Here is a 13113-nt window from a genome sequence, read left to right as displayed (position 1 = left end):
TATGCACCCCTGTGCGACCGATGCGACAGGGGACCTGCCATGGACGAGTACTATAGTCACGACTTGGATTCTGACCGTGGTTTGAGTGCATTCAACTCGGCCATTGCAATGGGAAGCATCGAGCCCAAGGAAGCAGCGGACCTGCTGAGGGGACACCCGCGCGAAGATGAATTCTTGGCACGGTTTCCCGAGCTGAGGGAGTGTGCGGAACCGCCCAACGACGACACCTCCCCTTCGGACCTGACCGCCTTTACATGACCTGACCCCGCGCAGGCGGAGACCTCTCGGGCCACACTCCTGACCGCCTTCACCAGCATAAACGCGTGAAGGCAGAGATTTTGCGCACCCTTCTGACACCACTCGAACACCCATGGGCCGGCTGCACGAAGTCGACAGCCGGCCCATCACACACCTTCACCCGATCTTTGACACCTCAGGAGTGCAGGACCAGTGTCGTCTTCGTTCTCGGTAATTCAAACCGTCATCGAGCAGTCTTCCCGTGTCCTTAAAACGTATGCCGTAGACCCCGGCCTCGTCGCCGAGCACGCCAACGGAGAGCGTCGCATCACGCAGGGCGGATACGGTGATCGCCAACTCTTCGAACTCGTCCAGAACGCGGCCGACGAAATCGCCGACGAGCCCGGTGGGAGGGTCCACGTCGTCCTCACGGGAACCCATCTGTACTGCGCAAATGAAGGAAGTCCCGTCACTTCCGAGGGCGCGGAGACCATTCTTCGAATGAGCATGTCGAAAAAGCGCGGAGGACAGATCGGAAGGTTCGGGGTAGGCGTAAAATCTGTCCTCGTGGTGACCGATGCGCCAGAATTCTTCAGCAGCACCGGAAGTTTCGGTTTCGACCGTGCCTGGTCGTACGAGCAAATCAAGAATGTGCCCGGCGTGACCGCTCGGTACGGTCCGGAATTCGACGCCCCCGTGCTACGGATGGCTCGTCCTCTCGACGTACAGACCGAGCGCGCCGCCGACCCTGTCCTGCACGAGCTGCTGACCTGGGCGACCACCGTCGTACGCCTACCCCTGCTGAAGAAGGCGGACCGCCGGCTCGGCCTGGACATGCACGGCGGGCGTGCCAAGGAGCACGGCGAGTCCCGCGACGAGTTCCCCGTGGGCTTCCAGCTCTTCTCACCGCACGTCGCGAAGGTCGTCCTTGAGGACCGTCGTCACCTCCCTGCGGCTCGCCGGATCCTGACCACGACGCAGACCGGCGACCTGCACACCGTGACGGAGGAAAGGACCGGGAAGGCCAACACCATCCGCTGGCGGGTGTTCACCACCACCCACACACCCGGTACAGCGGCCCAGGCGGACGCAGGCGAACTCCACGACCGCCTCTCGCTCGACCTCTCCTGGGGTGTCCCCGCTCTGCGGAAGGACCCGGAGACCGGGCTGTACGTCAACTCGCAGATTCGTGGCCGTGGCAGGTTCTGGTCCTTTTTTCCGACCAAGTACGAAATGTCGTTGAGCGGCATCCTCAACGGAGCGTGGAAGACCAACGAGGACCGGCAGAACCTGCTCGACTCCTCGCCCTTCAACCAGGAGATGATCAAGGTGTCGGCGGCGTTGGTCATCGACTCACTTCCCGCGCTTGCTCCCGCCGCGGACCCTGCCGCCTATCTCCCCCTGCTTCCCGGACGAGTCAAGGAGGCGATCAGCTGGGCGGACGAGTTCTTGACCCGGGAGATCTGGGCTCGCGCCGCGACTCGTCCGTCTCTGCCTGACCAGGACGGTGTGCTGCGCGCTCCTGCCGAACTGCACATCCACCCTCGGTTCGACAAGAAGGATCTGAAGAGGTTGGCCGGGTGGCTGCGGATGTGGCACGAGTGCCCCGGTCGCCCCTCGGACTGGCTGCACCCGAGTGTCGAAATCGACTCCCTGCGTTCCGGAAAGGTCGAGCACATCCTCGACGCGGCCAGGCACGAGCGATCGGACGTCCGAGAATGGCTGGAGGCCTTGGTCGAGAGCGGTACCGCTGAGGCCTCAGCCGTGGCGATCCGGATCCTCGCGAACATGATCGAGGTCGGCTCGCCGGACGCGGAGGAGGCCCGCAAGGCGCACATCGTGCTCACCGAGGAGCACGGATTGGTCCCGGCCGTTCCCGGTAGGGTGTTCCGCCGTGCCGAAGAGGGTGGGCTGCGCGAATCCACGGTGTACGTGGTCGACACACTCGCGCAGGACCCGTCGTTGGCTCATGCGCTCGACATTCTCGGGATCCGCGAGGCCGACGTCGAGGGGCGCTTCGTCAGCGTCCTCGACCAAGGCTTCGACGGCTACGGGGACACCGATTGGCAGCGGTTCTGGGAGCTGTTCCGTCGGGCCGGAATCGGTCGGTTGGCACTCAAGGTTCTGGAGCGGGTGGCCACCCCCGGCTCGACGCTGTGTGTGCGAACCGCCGACGAAAGGTTCCGGCCCATCGAGGACTGCATGCTTCCGGGCAGAGTCGTCGACGCGCGACGTGACCCGAGCGTCGCCGTCGACATGACGTTCCACTCCGACGACGTCGCTTTCTTCGCCCAGGTCGGACTGCGGGAACGGCCCACCACGGGAGTGCGGCCGACAGAAGGAGAGGCTTGGTTCGAGGAGTATCGGGAGGTCGTCCACTCCGACTATCTGCGCAGGTTGGACAGCCACGCGCCTCGCCCTTCCCTGAACCGGATGAAGGTCGAGGGAGCCGCCATCGGGGGCCCGCTCCACCTGTTCCGCGCACTCTCCGACGAGTCCCGTGCCGCCTTCCTGAAGGCACTTCCCGACGATGCCGTGGTCGACAACTGGACACGTCAGATCGGCGCGCAGAGCAGCACTCGACAAGCTGTGATCTCACCGATCCGCTGGATGTTGCGGAAGTACGGCACGGTCGCCACCTCCCAGGGAATCAAACCGCTGAAGGAAGCCGTTGGCCCCCAGCTCGCCGCCTACCGCGACGTATTGCCGGTCGCCGACCTGTCGGCCGAGAAGGCCCGCAAGCTGCGACTTCCGTCCACGGTCGACGATGTTCCGGCAGACCGCTGGGAGGCACTCCTCGACGAGGTGTCCCGTAGTGAGGACGACTCCTTCGTCGGCGCGACCTACGTGATGCTGACCCGGTTCGGCGCGGACTTCCCCGAGGACTCCCTCACCCGCTGCCGGATCGGCGATACCTGGGGAACCCGTCCCGACGACGAGATCACGCTCGCCGTCGGGGCCGCCGAGTATCGGGCGCTCCGCGCCGAGCAGCTCCCAGCGCTGCTCGTGTCGACCGTCGGGGACGCCGAGCTGATGGTCGAGAAGTGGGGCATGCTCCGCTTCGCAGACATGATCAGCCGGGAGACCCGTGAGGTGGTCGAGGGTGATCCGGTGCCACTGGTGGAGCTGTATCCCGGCCTGCGCCGACACCTCAACAGCTCCAACCGGAACAGCCTGGTGCAGAGGTGCACCGAGCTGGAGGAGGTCACCCGCACACCCAACGGCACACAAGCCTCTCCGCTGGACGCCGTCCGCCAGGACGGCACCGTCAAGATCCGCGTTCCGCTGGATCCCGAGCCGATGCTCTGCCTGATCGACCGCGAACTCGGGTTGGGCCTCGGCGCGTCCGGCTGCCGGGCCGTGCTCGAACATCAGGACCGGATGGCTCGGGACAGTGCGATGCAGGCGGCCCGGAAAGCCGTGCGTGAGACGGAGGACGTGGTCACCAAGATCGAGCTGCTGATCGGGGCGGAAGCACTGCGGGTCGGCCTCCCTGAAGGACTGATGGAGGCGGAACTGCAGGCGGCAGACGGCATCCAGCCGTCGGGGCGGCGAATCGCGCAGATGGCCTTCAACGCCCACGGTGACGGTGTCCTCCATCAGCACGCTCGCGACATTCAGGCACGGTTCCCTGACGCTCCCGTCTCCTACAGCGGCTCCTCGTCCGCCGTCGCCTTCGTCTCGGACCTGAAACTCCCGGTGTCCTTCGCGGGTTCGCGGACCCCGACCCCACCGCCGTTCGAGACCGTCGAGGGCCCTCGGGACTTCCCAAGCCTCCACGAGTACCAGGAGGATCTGGTCCGCAACATCACCACCATGCTCGACCGCCTCGCTCCCCAGCGCGGCATGCTGTCGCTGCCGACCGGCGCGGGCAAGACCCGGGTCACCGCCGAGGCCGTGATTCGCTGGGTCAAGCGCGTCGGCGACCTGAGCGGGCCGCTGCTGTGGATCGCGCAGACCGAGGAACTGTGCGAACAGGCAGTCCAGAGCTGGAAGTTCGTGTGGAGCAAGGTCGGTGCGGAACGCCCGTTGACCATCAGCCGGCTCTGGAGCGGCAACGAGGTCGGGAACGTCGTCGACCACCCCCACCTGGTGGTCGCCACCGACGCCAAGCTGGAGCGCTGCCTGGACACCGAACCGTACACGTGGCTGCGTCAAGCCGCGCTGGTGATCGTGGACGAGGCCCACACCGCCATCTCCAAGCGGTACACCGAGATCCTGAGCCGGTTGGGACTCACCCAGTACGAGACCGGTCGGCACCTGCTCGGCCTGACCGCCACGCCCTTCCGCAACACCAACGAGGAGGAGACCCGCCGTCTGGTCGGGCGCTTCGGGAACCGGCGGCTCGACGAGGGTGTCTTCCCCTCCGGTGATCCGTACCGGGATCTCCAGGAGTGGGGGATGCTCGCGCAGGTGGAGCACCGCACCCTGGAAGGCGGCCGGATTGAACTGACCCGTGACGAGAAGGTTCAGGCCGAGCGGATGTCGATGCTTTCCCGTGCCGCCGAGCAGCGGCTCGCCGACGACCACGCGCGCAGCAGGCGCATCGTCGACTCGGTTGCCGATCTGCCCGACGACTGGCCGACGCTGCTCTTCGCCACCTCCGTCGACCATGCCAAGTACCTGGCGGCCATGCTCAACGACCGGGGGATCCGGTCCGCCGCCGTGGACGCGACTACCAGCGCGCAGGACCGTCGTACGCGCATCGAGAAGTTCCGCGACGGACGTATCCGGGTGCTCACCAACTACGGCGTGCTCGCCCAGGGATTCGACGCTCCGGCCACCCGTGCCGTGGTCGTGGCCCGGCCCGTCTACAGCACCAACGTCTACCAGCAGATGATCGGTCGTGGTCTGCGCGGTCCGCTCAACGGCGGCGAACCCACCTGCCTGATCCTCAACGTCAGTGACAACATCGCGAACTTCGACACCCGACTCGCCTTCACCCAGTTCGAACATCTCTGGAGCAGAAAGTGACCGACGCCTACCTCGACAGCCCGCCGCTCACCGATGAGCAGCGGGCCGTGGTCGAGCAGCCCTGGGACGCGCGTGTCCTGGTCACCGCAGGCGCCGGGGCGGGAAAGACGCACACGTTGGTGCGCCGACTCGACGCCCTGAGCGGTCACGAGGACCCCGACGAGGCGTTGGAGGCCGCCGAGATCCTAGTACTCACCTTCTCCCGGGCCGCCGCCCGCGAGTTGCGCGAGCGCATCGCCCGGCATGGGGAGCGAGCCCACCGGGTGCGTGCCCAGACCTTCGACGCCTGGGCGTACGGGGTGCTCCTTCAGTCGCACCCGGACGGCGAGTGGGGTGCAGTCGGCTTCGACGAGCGGATCGACGCCGCGACCCGGGCGGTCGAGGAGGGAGCGCTGGAGGCCGGCGATTCCGTCCCGCCCGCTCATGTCGTGATCGACGAGGTACAGGATCTGGTGGGCGGGCGCCGAGAGCTGGTGGAGACGCTGCTCGACCGGTACCAGGACAGTTGTGGCTTTACCGTCGTCGGCGACGCCGCCCAGTCCGTCTACGGGTTCCAGATCGAGGACCTGACCGAACGCGCCGACGAAACCGGGCGGTTCTTCGACTGGCTGCGCTTCTCGTACCCCGACGACCTCGTGGAACTGCGCCTCACCCGGAACTTCCGAGCGGTCACCCCTGAGGCCCGGATCGCGTTGGCGCACGGCCCCCGACTCCAGCAGGTCACCGACTCGGACGAGGCAGCGACTCGCTACGACGAACTACGCGAACTGCTACTGGATCCGGCGAACAGCTTGGGTGACCTCACCGATCCATTCACCTTGGACGGGTTGCGAACCTTTCCCGACACCTGTGCGATCCTCGCCCGCGACAACCGACAGGCCCTGGTGGTATCCGGCCTCCTCCACGAGCACGGCGTCGAGCATCGTCTGCGGCGCTCCCTCGAAGAGCGGCCGGTGCCGTACTGGGTGGCCGAGTTGTTGCGCCGCACCGAGGCCACCGGCCTCACCGAGGACCGGTTCCGCTCGCTGCTCGCGGAGATCCCACTGCCGTACGAGCCGAACGTGACCGGCCTGTGGACGGTACTGCGGCGGGCCGCGCGCTCGGCCGGCCGGGGTGTGCTCGATCTGGAGCGGCTGCGCCGCTCGGTCGCCGACGGCAGGTTCCCCGACGAGGCCGCCGACCCGGAGACCGCGCGTCTCGTCGTCTCCACCGTGCATCGGGCCAAGGGCCTCGAGTTCGACCGGGTGATCGTCCTGACCCCGCCGACCGTCGCCGAACTGCGCAAGCAGTACAAGGACGACTTGGACCTCCCTGCCGAGGCCCGAACCCTGTACGTGGCGATGACTCGCGCCCGCGAGGACCTTTACCACGCGCAGTCACCCGAGTTGCCGATCCTCAAGAGAGCGGGCGGCCGAAAGAACGGCCGCCGCTATGTCGGCGGATGGCGGTCGTACGACAGATACGGCGTCGTCGCCGAGGCGGGGGACGTCTGCCGGGACAACCCGCCCGGCCAAGAGAGCGACGCCGTGGCGACCCAGGCATACCTCTTGGCGCAGGTCGGCCCCGGGCAGGACGTCGTGCTGCGCAAGCGCCACGATCTGCCGATGAGTGAGTACCAGAGCCCGCCGTACGCTCTGGTACATGACGGCCGGGAGATCGGTGAGGCGTCGGAGCGGTTCCGGGAGGAGCTATTCCAGGTGCAGAAGGTGAACAGGACGTGGGATCCCTGGTGGCCCGATGAGATCCACGGCATACGGGTCGACACTCTGGAGACGGTGACGGGCAGCGCCGCCGCCGGCGCCAACGCCGGTCTCGGCGACCGTGGGGCGTGGATCGTCCCCCGGATCACCGGCATCGGAAGGTATCGACGGGCCGACGAGGAGGAGCAGCGCGCATGACACAGGTGGCAGGTCGGCACTCCGAGCACTACCGGGTCCGGGACGAGGAACTGCTGGTAGGACTCCGCCGCGAGCTTCTCGGTCCCGCTCCGGGCGCCGCGCCGGAGGACCGGGACGAAGTCCTTGCCGAGGACGCGCCGATCGACCGCTACCTGACCGGCGTCCTCTACCCGCGATCGGTCGACCCGACCGCGGAAGAGCGGATCCGTGAGGACGAGGCAGAGTACGAAGGTCTGGACGTCGCCCCGCTGCGCACGGATGACAGCGCCGAGGAGTCCGGTACCGCGCAGGAAGTAGGCGCCGCGGGCTCCCGCCGCCCCTCGTCCATGGGCCTCACCTTCGCGGTCGCCCCGGCCATAAGCGACTCGATCGTGGTTTCGGCGCGTGCCGCCGTCTACGAGCCCACCGATCCGGAGGGCAAACCGATCCCGGCCCGCCGTGCCGAGGCCCGCACGACCTCAGAGCAACGGGAGCGGTGGCGACGCAGGGAACTCGTCCTTCCGGACACCCCGGTCGACGTGACCACACCCGACCCTGACAAGAAGTTCGACCTCGGCGCGGGGGCTCTGCTGCGCGTCAACGTCCGACGTCCCCACCCGACCACCGGCACAGTCACGATCACCGTCACACTCGTCAACACCCACCAGGTCGGCGAGCGCGAACTCCAGGACGCGTTCTCCCTGTTCCAGTGCGGTCTCACCGTCCGCGCGGTCGACGGCTCCACCGCGTTCGTCGAGCGCCCCGCGCCGATCTTCGCCCATGACGCGGAGGTCGCCACCAGCAGGCTGCTGCATCGCCATGCCCCGACCTTCGCTGTCGGCCACGGCTGCGCCGCCGAATGGGACTGGATGCCGCCGCCGGTCGGCATGACCGACACCCGAACAGCCGCCGTCGCCGAGGTACGGAGCGAGTTCGTGCCCACCGTGGAGGTACTGCTCACCGACTCCAATCCGGAGATCGACAGCTCGGCGCTGTCCATGCTGGGGCTGGCGGAGAAGTCCGACACCGAGGTCCTGGCCGCTCTGGAGGATCTCGCCGCAGGGTACGAGGGTTGGATCGACCGCAAGGCGACGGAAGCGCAGGCCTTGACCGGCGACAGCCACGAGAAGCCCGCGCGGGACCAGGTGGAGGCCTGTCGTGAGGCGCTCGACCGGATCCGCGAGGGCATCGAGCTGCTGCGGACCAAGCCCGACCTGATGACGGCGTTCCGGCTCGCCAACCGTGCCATGGCCGAACAGCGCGCCCGCAGCGCCTGGGTGAAGAGCGGACGCGTCGGCGCCCCCGACCCGGCCGCCGGTAGCTGGCGCCCTTTCCAGATCGCTTTCGTACTGCTCTGCCTGGCCGGCATCGACGACCCCGACCATCGCGACCGTGAGGTCTCCGATCTGCTGTGGTTCCCCACTGGTGGTGGCAAGACCGAGGCCTACCTCGGACTCATCGCCCTCACGTCGTTCCTGCGTCGCCTCCGCAAGGGTGCGGACGGAGGTGGGGTCACCGTCCTCATGCGCTACACGTTGCGGCTGCTCACCCTCCAGCAGTTCGAGCGCGCCGCGATCTTGCTCTGCGCCATGGAACACATGCGGCGCCACACGCCCGAGTTGGGACACGAGGAGTTCTCCATCGGCATGTGGGTGGGGCGTTCGGCCACTCCCAACACGCTGGCCGTGGCCGGGCAGAAGCTGGATGAGCTGCGCAGGAGTCTCGACAAACGCCTGGCCACCGAGAATCCCGTCCAGTTGCACACCTGCCCCTGGTGCGGGACCCGCCTCGACGCCCGGAACTACGAGGCCGACGAGAACGCCAGGCGGATGCATGTCCGCTGCCCCGGCACGAACTGCGAGTTCGCCGACGGTCTGCCCGTTCACCTGATCGACGAGGCGGTGTACGACGCACGGCCGACACTGGTGATCGCCACCGTCGACAAGTTCGCGTCGATGCCGTGGCGTCCGGCGACCTCGGCACTCTTCAACCTCGACGACCTGGAGGATGCCACTCCTCCCCCACAACTGATCATTCAGGATGAACTGCACCTGATCTCCGGCCCGTTGGGCACCCTGACCGGCTTGTACGAGACCGCTGTCGACGCACTCGCGGGTCGCCCAAAGGTGATCGCCTCCACAGCGACAATCCGTCGCGCCGCCGACCAGGGACGCCACCTCTTCGCACGCGGCGTTCGCCAGTTCCCGCCTGCGGGCCTGGACGCCCGCGACTCGTGGTTCGCCGTGGAGACCCCGCGCGAGGAGAAGGCTAGCCGGCGCTACGTCGGCCTGCTGGCGCCCGGCACCAGCCAGTCCACCCTGCTGATCCGCACGTACGCCACCCTGCTGCACCGGGCCAAGCACGCGAAGACCGCCGACGAGGTGCGCGACGCGTACTGGAGTCTCGTCGGCTACTTCAACAGCCTCCGGCTGCTCTCTGCGGCCGAACTTCAGGTCCACGACGACGTGGTGGCCTATCTGGAGCTGCTCGCCGAGCGCGAAGGGGTGGCGGTCCGCTCGGTCGCCAACTACTCGGAGCTGACCAGCCGTGTCGACGCCAGCGAGATCCCTACCCGCCTCAAGGGCATCGAGAAGAGGCTCCCCGACGAGGACGCGGTGGACGTCCTCCTGGCCACCAACATGATCGCGGTGGGTGTGGACGTGGACCGCCTCGGTCTCATGGCCGTGATGGGCCAGCCGCAGACGACCGCCGAGTACATCCAGGCGACCAGCCGTGTCGGCCGTGCGCACCCCGGCCTGGTCACGGTCATGCTCAACTCGACCCGATCTCGGGACCGTTCCCACTACGAGAGCTTCCAGCACTTCCACTCGGCCCTCTACCGGGAGGTCGAGTCCACCTCCGTGACGCCGTTCTCCGCCCGCTCCCGCGACCGGGGTCTGCACGCGGTGATCGTCGCTCTCGCCCGCACCCTGATCCCGGCCGCCCGCCCCAACGAGGGCGCGGGCCGGGTCGAATCCTACGAACACGTTCTCCGGGGCCGTATCAGGTCCGTGCTCCTGGAGCGCGTGGAAGCAGTCTCCCCGGAGGAGGTCGAGGCCGCGTCCCATGCTTTCGACGAGTTCGTCGAGTGGTGGTGCGAGGAGGCCGACATCGACGGCGGCCTCGTCTTCGAGCCCCGCAGGGGCAGTCGCGCTCCCTCTCTCCTGAAGGCGTACGACGACGAGTCCGAGGACGCCGAGGCGTGGGCCACTCTGTGGAGCCTGCGTGACGTCGACGCCGAGTCCGCCCTGTTCATGGAGGGAACCCGATGACCCCGCCCCCCGCCCGCCGTCGCCGGACCGGCGCGACAGGTTCCGCACCCGCCCACAACCTCCCGCGGCGTGGTGCGGTCCGCCGCGCCCAGGCGATCACCACGTACGGCATCGGTTCGCTCATCGCCGTCGACGCCGAGTCCTTCGTTGTCTCCGGCCTTGACGAGGCCGACCAGAGCTGGAGCGTCCACGAGGCACCTCGGATCTACGAACGGCGCTTGGCCCGCCTGCTCGACATCGACTACTTCCGGCTGCCGCCCGCGTCCGACGACAACAGCAGGGATGGCCTCAGGGTCCGACGCTTCCCCTTGATGCACTCCTGCCCCGAGTGCAACGAACTGCAGCGACACCGCGACTTCAACCCGCCGACCGGTCGAAGTGTCTGCGGAGCGTGTGAGGTCGACCTCGTCCCTTCCCGCTTCGTCGTCGCATGCGAAGCCGGGCACCTCGGCGAGTTCCCGTACTGGCAGTGGGTACACCGTTCCACGGACCGCGGTGCCTCGACGACCGGACAGTGCGGGGGAAAGCTCAGACTGCGCACGTCCGGGCGTACGGCGTCGCTCCGCTCTATCCTCATCTCCTGCACCTGTGGAAAGGCTCCCGAGGTCTCGATGGAGGGCTCGTTCCGCAGGAACGCGCTCAAGGACCTGGGCCTCAAGTGCTTCGGCCCCCGCCCGTGGCTCGGAACGTCCGCCCCCGCCCAGGAGTGCGGCCTCCCTCTGCGCACGCTTCAGCGAGGTTCCTCGGCGGTGTGGCAGCCGGTAATGAAGTCGGCGCTCTCCATCCCGCCGTGGAGCGACGGCCGCGCAGACCCGCTGGCCGAGCACTGGGACACCCTCCGCGAGTACGACAGGCGCGAGCACGTCGAGATCTATCTCCAGGGTGTTTTCAAGGGCAAGTGCCCCGTACCGCTGGACGAGGTGATGGAACTGCTCGACGCCGAGCGCGAGGAGGACCCCGACGGCAAGGCGGGCCCCACCTTCGACCATCGATACCTCGCTCTCCGCAACAAGGAGTACGAGCGTCTCCGATCCGGCAACGACGAGGGAGAGCACTCCCACGAGGAGCAGTTCGTCTGCGAGACCCCGCTGGGCGACCAGAGCATGCTCGGTCTGCTCGGCGTCACCGGGCCGATGCTGGTCAAGAAGCTCCGCGAGGTACGCGCCCTGAAGGCGTTCACCCGGCTCGCCGACCCCGACTCCACGACCGAATCGAAGGAGATGCCCCTGTCTGGCTCTCCTCTGCGCTGGCTCCCGGCCATGGAGGTGCGCGGCGAGGGGGTCTTCCTCCGCCTGGACGAGGACAGACTGAGCACCTGGGAGAAGGCCACAGCGGTCGCCGCACGGGTCGAGCGGATGCGCACCGCTCACCAACGGGTGCTGGAACAGCGGGCCGGAGACCCGAGCCGTGTCGTCCCTTCCCCGGCCACCCCCCGCATGGTGCTGCTGCACACCCTGGCCCACGTCCTCATCAACGAGTGGAGCCTGGACGCGGGCTACCCGGCTGCCTCCCTGCGCGAGCGTCTGTACGCCGCCGACGACATGGCGGGGGTGCTCATCTACACAGCGACGAGCGACTCTGCGGGCAGCCTCGGCGGGCTCGTCGCGCAAGGCGAACCGGACCGCCTCGACCGGGCGATCCGTTCAGCCGTCCACCGCGCCGAGTGGTGCTCCTCAGACCCGCTCTGCGTCGAGTCCGAGGCGTCGGGCACCGGCGGCACCAACCTCGCAGCCTGTCACGCCTGCGTGATGCTCCCGGAGACGAGCTGCGAGCACAACAACATCCTGTTGGACCGCGCGCTGCTCGTCGGTACCCCCGAGGATCCTCACGTGGGCTTCTTCGCGAACGTACTGGAGCAGTGACGCCCGGCAGGCCGTGGGACACCGGCACAGATCGGCGCCTCGCGCCACCCACGTCTCAGTAAGTTCGGGAACTGGATCGATAGCTGATGCTTCGTTCCAGTCTCCACGCTTCAGACCTGTGGACGGCCTCCGCCTGGTGCCACGCCAGCCTCACTCAGCTCACCATGATCATCGCTGACTGACTGTCGAAACGCCGCTGAGCCCTGTCCAGGATCTCCTCCTCGTCGCAACCGCGCGCCCGAAGCCAGTGAAGGAAGTCCGTGATGACATCGATCACCGCTTCCTCAGCCAAGGCCGTACTCAGCCGACTCGGCTTGGAATCGCCTGCCTGCTTCACTCCCGCATAGAGACCCAACAGGGCTTCAGCCCGCGAAACTCCGGGTACTGCGACATGACCGTTTCGCGTAGCCAGCGCTGTGCCCAGCTCGCACCACGTCACCTTCTGGTCAGCCAGGAGTTGAACGCCCCAGCGGTCAGCCATGGAAGTGATCAGCTCCATGCCCCGCCCCGATTCGGAGTTGACGTCTTCGTCGAGGAGCGTGGGGAGAGCGCGGGTGTCCGGGTCATGGACCTCGATGCGCAGATGAGTGCCCTTCATCGAGACGGCGAGAGTCGTCGGGGTACCGGGACCAACGTGACTGATCACGTTGGACACGAGCTCGCTGACACAGAGTTGGGCCGCATCGACGAGCTCGTCCAGGCCCCAGAGCCCCAAGTGGACACGCAGTACACGCCGTAGACCTGCCACTTCCTCGGGCTCCGCCAGGAAGTGAAGGTCCCACGGCTTCCGTGACATACATGCTTCCCGGATCACGAAGACCCCTCTCGTCGCATGCCGTCTCCCCCGACCCGGCTCGATCAGCGGAGCGTTACACGCACTCACAATGAGTT

General features: G+C 67.5%; 6 protein-coding genes. 5 read left to right on the top strand and 1 reads right to left on the bottom strand.

The annotated features are described in order from the left end of the window. Window positions 1–39 precede the first annotated feature (39 nt). The 5 genes from ADL01_RS42645 to drmB all read left to right on the top strand — a co-directional run bounded on the left by ADL01_RS42645 (window position 40) and on the right by drmB (window position 12222). On the top strand, window positions 40–258 hold the full coding sequence (locus ADL01_RS42645; protein WP_078960787.1) for a hypothetical protein: 219 nt from the start codon (window positions 40–42) through the stop codon (window positions 256–258). A gap of 192 nt (window positions 259–450) precedes the next feature. Next, window positions 451–5211 (top strand): DEAD/DEAH box helicase, encoded by a 4761-nt coding sequence (locus ADL01_RS27615; protein WP_053744717.1) that lies wholly within the window; start codon window positions 451–453, stop codon window positions 5209–5211. Next, the gene (locus ADL01_RS27610) at window positions 5208–7109 is read left to right on the top strand and encodes a UvrD-helicase domain-containing protein (protein WP_199834947.1); all 1902 of its coding nucleotides are present in this window, start codon (window positions 5208–5210) and stop codon (window positions 7107–7109) included. Before ADL01_RS27615 ends, ADL01_RS27610 begins: the two co-directional genes overlap by 4 nt. Further along, on the top strand, window positions 7106–10360 hold the full coding sequence (locus ADL01_RS27605) for a helicase-related protein (RefSeq protein WP_053744715.1): 3255 nt from the start codon (window positions 7106–7108) through the stop codon (window positions 10358–10360). Before ADL01_RS27610 ends, ADL01_RS27605 begins: the two co-directional genes overlap by 4 nt. Next, window positions 10357–12222: a DUF1998 domain-containing protein gene (drmB, locus tag ADL01_RS27600; RefSeq protein ID WP_053744714.1), complete on the top strand. Its 1866-nt coding sequence runs from the start codon at window positions 10357–10359 to the stop codon at window positions 12220–12222. The genes ADL01_RS27605 and drmB overlap by 4 nt, the downstream gene beginning before the upstream one ends. Before the next feature lie 154 nt (window positions 12223–12376). Here the strand turns inward: drmB and ADL01_RS27595 are convergent, their stop codons facing one another. Further along, complete coding sequence (locus ADL01_RS27595; protein WP_053744713.1) at window positions 12377–13018, bottom strand: ATP-binding protein; 642 nt, start codon at window positions 13016–13018, stop codon at window positions 12377–12379. Between the last annotated feature and the right edge of the window lie 95 nt (window positions 13019–13113).

It is taken from the genome of Streptomyces sp. NRRL WC-3618, from assembly GCF_001280005.1.
Classification (GTDB): domain Bacteria; phylum Actinomycetota; class Actinomycetes; order Streptomycetales; family Streptomycetaceae; genus Streptomyces.
Note: the sequence above shows the minus strand (reverse complement) of the source record. Positions and strands in the feature narration are given on the sequence as shown.

Coding starts and splice junctions, on each gene's coding strand:
- ADL01_RS42645 (WP_078960787.1), top strand. CDS start 40: ATGGACGAGTACTATAGTCACGACTTGGATTCTGACCGTGGTTTGAGT.
- ADL01_RS27605 (WP_053744715.1), top strand. CDS start 7,106: ATGACACAGGTGGCAGGTCGGCACTCCGAGCACTACCGGGTCCGGGAC.
- drmB (WP_053744714.1), top strand. CDS start 10,357: ATGACCCCGCCCCCCGCCCGCCGTCGCCGGACCGGCGCGACAGGTTCC.
- ADL01_RS27595 (WP_053744713.1), bottom strand. CDS start 13,018: ATGTCACGGAAGCCGTGGGACCTTCACTTCCTGGCGGAGCCCGAGGAA.